Consider the following 2,288-nt stretch of genomic DNA (forward strand, 5'->3'; position numbering starts at 1 on the left):
GCAAACAGAGAAAAACGAGCGAAGATCACCGCCAGCCTCGAAACCGTCAGTCGGTGATCTGAAATTTGGGATCGATTGGTCATCTGAAACCCGGCCATCCGCCACTGTGCGCTTTTGGCGACGCACAGCGGCGGATGGCCAGATTTCGAAGAGGTGATTTGCCGTTGTCGTCATGAAATCCAAAACCACAGGAGCAATTCATGTTTGACAACATTCACGAAACCGACACATGGCAGGACACCCTTCGCCGGGGGGACATAGTGCTTTTCCGTTTCCCAGAAGTCGACAGCATCAACAGCCTTCCCAAGATAAGACCTTGCTTGGTGCTGGAGGTAGACAGCGGCGACGGGGACCAGAAGGTAACGTTGGCTTACGGCACCACGGCGCGTACGGCGGCCAATAGGGGGTATGAGATCTGGGTCAAACGGCGGTCGTCGTTGGCTATCGCCGGTCTCGATCACCAAACTCGCTTTGTCGGGGCGCGGACGGTCTTCGTAAGCCTCGATCATGCTGACTTTGACCAGGGCCCGCGAGGAACACCTGTTATAGGCCATCTCGACGCGTACCTGATCGAACGAATGCACGCCGTTCGGGCGCGTCTACGCCTGCATTGTATGCATTGATTGATTCTACGCCGATCGCACAACAGCATCTCATCATTTCAAAGTCAGGATTGCCACTGAAGTCTCACCGAGCATCGCAAATCATTCGCGATCTGAAAACTCGGGCGAACGAATCTGCGGATCATTCGGATCGTGAGGATCCGCACGGACGTCAACATTCTTGAGCCTTCTCGAACAGCCCAAGGCTTTGGTCTTACCGAAGGTATTAGTAGGTATTACCTATGAATAATCTTGATCTGCTGCGCCCTATTGCTGTGTTTCAGGCCGTCGTCGCGCAAGGCAGTTTTCGCGCGGCCGCCGATAGCCTTGGGCTGTCGCCCCCTATGTCAGCCAGATGATCTCGGATCTGGAGGCACGGCTGGGCCGTCAGCTTTTGTATCGCTCGACCCGCAAAATCGCACTGACCGAGGCGGGAGAAGCGTTTTTGCCCCCATGCCGCCGCAATAACCGACGCCTTCCAAAGCGGGCTGGACAGCATGAGCCGCGAGGGAAGCGCCCTGAGCGGTCGGTTGCGCGTGACCGCACCGATGGTTGCGTGAGGCCCCCGCTTTGGCCGCGTGGTTGCGCAGTTTGCGCAGGCGCATCCCGATGTGGCGCTGGACATCACACTTGATCACACTGTACTGGACCCTGTCGCCGCGCGCGTCGATCTGGCCATTCGCATTGGTGACCCGGGGATGATCCCCGCCTTGCGCGCAAGCTGTTCGAGACGCGCGATGTGGTTTGCTGCGGGCCTGAACAGGCCAAATTGATCAAAGACGTGCAAGACTTGAACGGTATTTTGTGGCTGCGCACCCCGACGATGCCGCGCAAGATGCCGCTTTACGCGGAGGACGGTCGTGAAACCGTGATTGCGCCGGACCGACAGCTTGTCGTGAACAGCGCCCCGATGATCCGTGCGGTTCTGGCTGAGGATGAAGGGTTTGCGATCTTCCCTGAATTTTCCGTGCGCGACGCGCTAGCAGATAAAACGCTGTGCAACCCGTTGCCCGAATTCGGCACTGCCACTGTGACAGCCTATGCCTTCTTCACCGAAAGACGGACCGAGCGGACCAATGCCCGCGCCTTTGTCGATGCCTTGGTGAAAGGGCTGGTGCAAGGTGCCTACCAGAAGATGAGATAGCCATCCTGGCACGAACGCCAGAGTTGGTGAGCGATTTCGCTATGTCATTTTCTGACACTCAACCTGCACTGAACTGGCTTACAATGCATGATGCAAAAGGCTCAGAATTTCAGGCCGTCGCTGTCATTGGGTTGGATGATCGAGTTTTGCCCGACGAGAGTAGGATTCTTGCCGCAAAGGATGAGGCGCAGCTGGATGAGGTTATGTCGATTGAAAGGCACTTGTTGTACGTAGGTGCAACTCGTGCTCGAGACTATTTGTGGATATCTGGTAGTGACCCAATATCAGAATTCCTGATGGATTTATTATCGATGAATGCGAAGATCACGAAGTGACCGCCAGTTGCGAAGTCACGAGTGGGGGAATAGAAATCGTGATCAAGCTCGGCTATCTCATAGAAAAGGTGTTCGTTAACAACAGAGACCTACGAGCGAAATCTCTCGAGCTTTGTTTGTTTTAGTTCATCACTCGTAATTTCCAGCTCATGTTCGACCTCCGCCAGAAGTCTCTTTGTTTCTCCAAGCTCTTCTTCAAGCCTGTCA

Annotated in this window: 2 protein-coding genes and 2 pseudogenes; all 4 read left to right on the forward strand. The window is 55.1% G+C overall.

Annotation, left to right across the window (positions count from 1 at the left end):
• The first annotated feature begins 200 nt into the window (after window positions 1-200).
• The 4 genes and pseudogenes from ABYT07_RS20530 (at window position 201) to ABYT07_RS20545 (ending at window position 2,081) form a co-directional block, all read left to right on the forward strand.
• A complete protein-coding gene (locus tag ABYT07_RS20530) occupies window positions 201-623 on the forward strand; it encodes a type II toxin-antitoxin system PemK/MazF family toxin (RefSeq protein WP_372993857.1) in 423 nt (140 codons plus the stop codon).
• Between the two features lie 221 nt (window positions 624-844).
• Window positions 845-1,236, forward strand: a pseudogene (locus tag ABYT07_RS20535) (LysR family transcriptional regulator).
• Window positions 1,214-1,650: pseudogene (locus ABYT07_RS20540) on the forward strand (LysR substrate-binding domain-containing protein); the annotation flags it as partial. The pseudogenes ABYT07_RS20535 and ABYT07_RS20540, both read left to right, overlap by 23 nt.
• Window positions 1,599-2,081 (forward strand): 3'-5' exonuclease, encoded by a 483-nt coding sequence (locus ABYT07_RS20545; protein WP_372993858.1) that lies wholly within the window; start codon window positions 1,599-1,601, stop codon window positions 2,079-2,081. The pseudogene ABYT07_RS20540 and the gene ABYT07_RS20545, both read left to right, overlap by 52 nt.
• Window positions 2,082-2,288: the final 207 nt, after the last annotated feature.

This window comes from Sulfitobacter sp. (genome assembly GCF_041552635.1).
In the GTDB taxonomy this organism is placed as follows: domain Bacteria; phylum Pseudomonadota; class Alphaproteobacteria; order Rhodobacterales; family Rhodobacteraceae; genus Sulfitobacter.